This window comes from Pseudomonas sp. TJI-51, assembly GCF_000190455.2.
GTDB classification, from domain to species: domain Bacteria; phylum Pseudomonadota; class Gammaproteobacteria; order Pseudomonadales; family Pseudomonadaceae; genus Aquipseudomonas; species Aquipseudomonas juntendi.
On sequence record NZ_AEWE02000049.1, the window covers coordinates 4,084 to 9,893 of the forward strand.

4 protein-coding genes are annotated in these 5,810 nt (G+C 66.4%); all 4 read left to right on the forward strand.

Annotated features, from left to right (window positions below; all coding sequences use genetic code 11):
• A partial coding sequence (gene mnmC / locus G1E_RS29440) for an FAD-dependent 5-carboxymethylaminomethyl-2-thiouridine(34) oxidoreductase MnmC (protein WP_256220442.1) occupies positions 1-772 on the forward strand: 772 nt, incomplete at its 5' end.
• A 207-nt stretch (positions 773-979) separates the two neighbouring features.
• A complete protein-coding gene (locus G1E_RS11635; RefSeq protein WP_009682069.1) occupies positions 980-2,767 on the forward strand; it encodes an N-acetylglutaminylglutamine amidotransferase in 1,788 nt (595 codons plus the stop codon).
• A gap of 3 nt (positions 2,768-2,770) precedes the next feature.
• Positions 2,771-4,516, forward strand: coding sequence for an N-acetylglutaminylglutamine synthetase (ngg, locus tag G1E_RS11640; RefSeq protein WP_009682070.1), 1,746 nt, complete (start codon positions 2,771-2,773; stop codon positions 4,514-4,516).
• Between the two features lie 67 nt (positions 4,517-4,583).
• The gene (locus G1E_RS11645) at positions 4,584-5,768 is read left to right on the forward strand and encodes an osmoprotectant NAGGN system M42 family peptidase (protein WP_009682071.1); all 1,185 of its coding nucleotides are present in this window, start codon (positions 4,584-4,586) and stop codon (positions 5,766-5,768) included.
• The last annotated feature ends 42 nt before the right edge of the window (positions 5,769-5,810 follow it).

Sequence of the window (5,810 nt, forward strand, 5' to 3'; positions counted from 1 at the left end):
CCCGCCTGCCCTGTGCCAGCAGCAGTTGCAGCACCCTGGTATCCGGCTGGTGACCCACCAGGAAGTCATCGAACTGCGCAAAGTGGCTGACCAGTGGCAGGCCTGGGCCGGCGAGCGCCTGCTGGCCAGCGCACCGGTGGTGGTTCTGGCTGCAGCCGCCGAGGTCCGCCGCTTCGACGCCTGTGCCGGGTTGCCGCTCAAGCGCATCCGCGGCCAGATCACCCGCTTGCCGGCCACCGTCGGCAGCCGGGCACTTCGCACCGTGGTGTGCGCCGAGGGCTACGTGGCACCGCCGCGTGGTGATGAACATACCTTGGGCGCGAGCTTTGATTTCAACAGTGACAACCTGGCGCCGACGGTGGCCGAACACCAGGGCAACCTGGCGTTGCTGGACGAGATATCGACCGACCTGGCGCAACGCCTGGGCGTGGCAACGCTGAACCCTGAGCACCTGCAAGGGCGGGCCGCATTCCGCTGCACCAGCCCGGATTACCTACCGATTGTCGGGCCGCTGGCCGATGCACAGGCGTTTGCCGACACCTACGCGGTACTGGCGCGTGATGCGCGGCAGGTGCCGCAAGCCCCTTGCCCCTGGCTGGACGGGCTGTATGTAAACAGCGGGCATGGCTCGCGCGGGTTGATCACCGCGCCGTTGAGTGGGGAACTGCTGGCGGCGTGGGTGTGCGGGGAGCCGCTGCCGGTGCCTCAAGGGGTGGCGCAGGCTTGCCATCCTAACCGCTTCGCCCTGCGCAGGCTGATACGGGGCAAGTGATGGAGCCGGGGCTGCGGTGCAGCCCGATCGCCACACAGGGCCGTTCCTGCAAGGCAAAACCGGTGTCGCGATTGGGCAGAAAAGCGTCGCAGGCCGCAGCCGCATATAACAGATTGTTCTAAAACTCTCATAAAGCACATGGGTCAGTTCCTTAAGGTGCCCTAATCCGGGGCACCACCTCCCCAACGGAAAAACCGGTAAGGACTTATGTGCGGATTAGCAGGAGAGTTACGTTTCACCCCCATCGGCCAAGCGCCACGCCCAGCCGACCTGGCGGCGGTAGAGCGCATTACCCATCACCTGGCCCCACGCGGCCCGGATGCCTGGGGCTTCCATAGCCAGGGCCCGATAGCCCTCGGCCACCGCCGCCTGAAAATCATGGACCTGTCCGACGGCTCGGCGCAGCCCATGGTCGACAACACCCTGGGCCTGTCCCTGGCATTCAACGGTGCCATCTACAATTTCCCCGAGTTGCGCCAGGAGCTGCAGGCCTTGGGCTACCAGTTCTGGTCGGACGGCGACACCGAAGTGCTGCTCAAGGGCTACCACGCCTGGGGTGCGGCGCTACTGCCGAAACTCAACGGCATGTTCGCCCTGGCCATCTGGGAACGCGATAACCAACGCCTGTTCCTGGCCCGCGACCGCCTGGGCGTCAAGCCGCTGTACCTGTCACGCAACGGCGAGCGGCTGCGTTTTGCCTCGACCCTGCCAGCGCTGCTCAAGGGCGGCGACATCGACCCGATGCTCGACCCGGTGGCGCTCAACCACTACCTCAACTTCCATGCCGTAGTGCCGGCACCGCGCACCTTGCTGGCGAACGTGCAAAAGCTGGAACCCGGCACCTGGATGCGTATCGACCGCCACGGCGAAATCGAGCGCCAGACCTGGTGGCAACTGCAATACGGGCCCAACGCCGATGAGAGTGAGCTGGACCTGGAAGGCTGGACCACCCGCGTACTGGACGCGACCCGCGAAGCCGTGGCCATCCGCCAGCGTGCCGCCGTGGACGTGGGCGTGCTGCTGTCCGGCGGTGTCGACTCCAGCCTGCTGGTCGGCTTGCTGCGCGAAGTCGGTGTGGACGACCTGTCGACCTTCTCCATCGGCTTTGAAGATGCCGGCGGCGAGCGCGGCGACGAGTTCCAGTACTCCGACCTGATCGCCCGGCACTACGGCACGCGCCACCACCAGTTGCGCATTGCCGAGCACGAAATCATCGACCAGCTGCCTGCCGCCTTCCGCGCCATGAGCGAGCCGATGGTCAGCCACGACTGCATCGCCTTCTACCTGCTGTCGCGGGAAGTGGCCAAGCATTGCAAGGGCGTGCAAAGCGGCCAGGGCGCCGACGAACTGTTCGCCGGCTACCACTGGTACCCGCAGGTGGACGGCGCCGACGATGCCTACGCGGCATACCGCAACGCCTTCTTCGACCGCAGCCACGACGAGTACCGCGATACTGTGCAGGCGCCGTGGTTGCTGGATACCGATGCCGCTGGCGATTTCGTGCGCGAGCATTTCGCCCGCCCCGGCGCGCCGCAGGCGGTGGACAAGGCCTTGCGCCTGGACAGCACCGTGATGCTGGTCGACGACCCCGTCAAACGGGTCGACAACATGACCATGGCCTGGGGCCTGGAAGCACGCACCCCGTTCCTCGACTACCGCCTGGTAGAGCTGTCGGCACGCATTCCGGCGCGCTTCAAGCTGCCAGACGGCGGTAAACAGGTGCTCAAGCAAGCCGCACGGCGGGTGATCCCGCATGAAGTGATCGACCGCAAGAAGGGCTACTTCCCGGTACCGGGCCTGAAGCACCTGGAAGGCGCCACACTGGGTTGGGTACGCGAGCTGCTGACCGACCCCAGCCAGGACCGTGGGCTGTTCAACCCAGCCATGCTCGACCGCCTGCTTAGCAACCCGCACGGCCAATTGACGCCACTGCGCGGTTCCAAGCTGTGGCAACTGGCAGCATTGAACCTGTGGCTGAGCGAACAAGGACTCTGACCGATGAAACCCCACGAAATCGCCTACGGTCAGCGCCTGCTGCGTGGCCAGGCGCCGTCCTACGAGCGCCTGCAGGCGCGCCTGGCCGGCGACGGCAGCCAGCCCCACCAACAGCCGCGTGCCGTGCACTGCGGCTGGGGCCGGCTGCTGATTGGCCACACCTATGCCGAGCCGGCCGACCTGGCCGACGACCTGTTAGGCGAGTGCCCAGGCGAACGCGATATCGCGCTGTATGTGGCAGCACCGCAGCAGGTGCTGGCGCAGGCGCCACAACAGTTGTTCCTCGACCCATCCGACACCCTGCGCCTGTGGTTCACCGATTACCGCCCAGCCCAGCGGGTATTTCGCGGTTTTCGCGTGCGGCGGGCGCAGAACCCGGCTGACTGGCAGGCCATCAACACCTTGTATCAAGTGCGCGGCATGCTGCCGGTCGATGCCGACTTGCTTACCCCTCGGCACCTGGGCGGCCCGGTCTACTGGCTGGCTGAAGACGAAGACAGCGGCGCGGTGATCGGCAGCGTCATGGGCCTGAACCATGCCAAGGCTTTCGATGACCCCGAGAACGGCAGCAGCCTGTGGTGCCTGGCAGTCGACCCGCACTGCACCCGCCCCGGCGTGGGTGAAGTGCTGGTGCGCCACCTCATCGAGCACTTCATGAGCCGTGGCCTGGCCTACCTCGACCTTTCGGTGCTGCACGACAACCGCCAGGCCAAGCGCCTGTACCAGAAGCTTGGCTTTCGCAACCTGCCCACCTTCGCCGTCAAGCGCAAGAACGGCATCAACGAGCAACTGTTCCTCGGCCCCGGCCCACAGGCCGACCTCAACCCCTATGCACGCATCATCGTCGACGAGGCATTGCGCCGCGGCATCGAGGTACAGGTGGATGACGCCGCCGGCGGGCTGTTCACCCTGAGCCTGGGCGGCCGGCGCATCCGCTGCCGAGAGTCGCTCAGCGACCTGACCAGCGCCGTGACCATGACGCTGTGCCAGGACAAGCGCCTGACCCAGCATGCCCTGCGCACTGCCGGGCTGCAGGTGCCGGCGCAACAATTGGCCGGTAATGCCGACGATAACCTGGCCTTTCTCGACGAGCATGGCGCGGTGGTGGTCAAGCCCGTTGACGGCGAACAAGGCCAGGGCGTAGCGGTAAACCTGACCTGCATCGACGACGTGACCCAGGCGGTCGGCCATGCCCGCCAGTTCGATAGCCGGGTGTTGCTGGAAAGCTTCCATGCCGGCCTCGACCTGCGCATCGTGGTGATCGGCTATGAAGTGGTGGCAGCGGCCGTTCGCCACCCGGCCCAGGTGCTGGGTGACGGCAAGCACAGTGTGCGCCAGTTGATCGAGGCCCAAAGCCGTCGTCGCCAGGCCGCTACGGCGGGTGAAAGCCGTATCCCGCTGGATGAAGAAACCGAACGTACCCTGCGCGCTGCGGGCGTGGGTTACGACGACGTACTGCCCCCCGGCCAGCGCCTGGCCGTGCGGCGCACCGCCAACCTGCACACCGGCGGCACCCTGGAAGACGTTACCGCCCGCCTGCACCCGGTGCTGGCCGACGCCGCCGTGCGCGCTGCCCGGGCGCTGGAAATTCCGGTGGTCGGGCTGGATTTCATGGTCCGTGATGCCGAACAGCCCGAGTATGTGATCATCGAAGCCAACGAGCGCGCCGGCTTGGCCAACCACGAACCGCAGCCAACGGCCGAGCGTTTCATCGACCTGCTGTTCCCGCATAGCCGGCCTTTGGCGTAAACCAGTGCCGGGCTCTTCGCGGGTTCACTCGCGAAAAGGCCGGCACAGGAGCAAGGAGTATTCAACCATGTCCGAGCGACACCCCGAACCCGATCTCGAATACCTCAAGCGCGTGCTGCTGGAGATGCTGGCCATCCCCAGCCCGACCGGTTTCACCGACACCATCGTGCGCTACGTGGCCGAACGCCTGGACGAACTGGGCATCCCCTTCGAGCTGACCCGTCGCGGCACCATTCGCGCGACCTTGAAGGGCCGGCAAACCTCGCCCGACCGCGCCGTATCCGCGCACCTCGATACCATCGGCGCCAGCGTGCGCCAACTGCAGGACAACGGCCGGCTGGCCCTGGCGCCGGTTGGCTGCTGGTCCAGCCGCTTCGCCGAGGGCAGCAGGGTCAGCGTGTTCACCGACACCGGCGTGTTCCGCGGCAGCGTACTGCCGCTGATGGCCAGTGGGCACGCCTTCAACACCGCCATCGACCAGATGCCGGTGAGCTGGGAACACGTGGAAGTCCGCCTGGACGCCTATTGCGCCACCCGCGCCGATTGCGAGGCGCTGGGGGTGAGCATTGGGGACTTCGTGGCCTTCGACCCACTGCCCGAGTTCACGGACAGCGGCCACATCAGCGCCCGTCACCTGGACGACAAGGCCGGTGTCGCGGCGCTGCTCACCGCGCTCAAGGCAGTGGTGGAGAGCGGCCAGCAACCGCTGATCGACTGCCACCCGCTGTTCACCATTACCGAGGAAACCGGGTCGGGCGCAGCGGGTGCCCTGCCTTGGGACGTCAGCGAGTTCGTCGGTATCGACATTGCCCCGGTGGCGCCCGGGCAAGCCTCCAGCGAGCATGCCGTGAGCGTGGCCATGCAGGACTCGTCGGGGCCCTATGATTACCACCTGTCGCGGCACTTGCTGAAACTGGCCGGCGACCACGACCTGCCGGTACGCCGCGACCTGTTCCGCTACTACTTCAGTGATGCCCATTCGGCGGTAACGGCCGGGCACGACATTCGCACCGCGCTGGTGGCGTTCGGCTGCGATGCCACCCACGGCTATGAGCGGACGCACATCGACAGCCTGGCGGCCCTGAGCCAGTTGTTGTCGGCGTACCTGCTCAGCCCACCGGTGTTTGCCAGCGATTCACAGCCGGCCAATGCCTCGCTGGAGCGTTTCAGCCACCAGTTGGAACACGATGCGCAGATGGAGAGCGACACGCGCGTGCCGGCGGTCGACAGCCTGGTCGGTAACAAGGGCTGAGGCCCTGGGGCCGCTTTGCGGACCATCGTCGGCAAGCCAACT

Coding starts and splice junctions, on each gene's coding strand:
- ngg (WP_009682070.1), top strand. CDS start 2,771: ATGAAACCCCACGAAATCGCCTACGGTCAGCGCCTGCTGCGTGGCCAG.
- G1E_RS11645 (WP_009682071.1), top strand. CDS start 4,584: ATGTCCGAGCGACACCCCGAACCCGATCTCGAATACCTCAAGCGCGTG.
- G1E_RS11635 (WP_009682069.1), top strand. CDS start 980: ATGTGCGGATTAGCAGGAGAGTTACGTTTCACCCCCATCGGCCAAGCG.